Source organism: Rhodococcus sp. P4_F3_2, from assembly GCF_056401335.1.
Map to the genome: position 1 here is coordinate 1 of NZ_JBFUJN010000302.1, position 363 is coordinate 363.

Annotated in this window: 1 protein-coding gene; it reads left to right on the forward strand. The window is 39.7% G+C overall.

All coding sequences use genetic code 11. The features are described from left to right. On the forward strand, positions 1-363 hold a 363-nt coding region (locus tag AC1DWA_RS33850), incomplete at both ends, for an amino acid permease (protein ID WP_477917936.1).

Genomic DNA, 363 nt, shown 5'->3' on the forward strand with positions numbered 1-363 from the left:
GGGAATGGGCAAAGTGGACAAGTAGTTTAGTGAAAAATGGCACGCTTACTTTACCTGGATTAGGCATTGCTTCTGTTTTATTACTTATTTATTTCTTACTAAATTATTGGACAGTAAGTCTCTTTTCCAAAGCAAATTCACTCATCACAATCTTTAAAATAGTAATTCCTGGCTTAACAATTGGATCACTTTTATTTGCCGGTTTCCATGGTGAAAATTTTACGTCTGGAGAAGGCATCGCGCCAAATGGTTGGGCAAGCGTACTGACGGCGGTAGCAACGTCCGGTATTGTATTYGCWTTTAAYGGYTTTCAAAGCCCYATTAATATGGCTGGAGAAGCAAAGAATCCTGGGCGTTCTATTC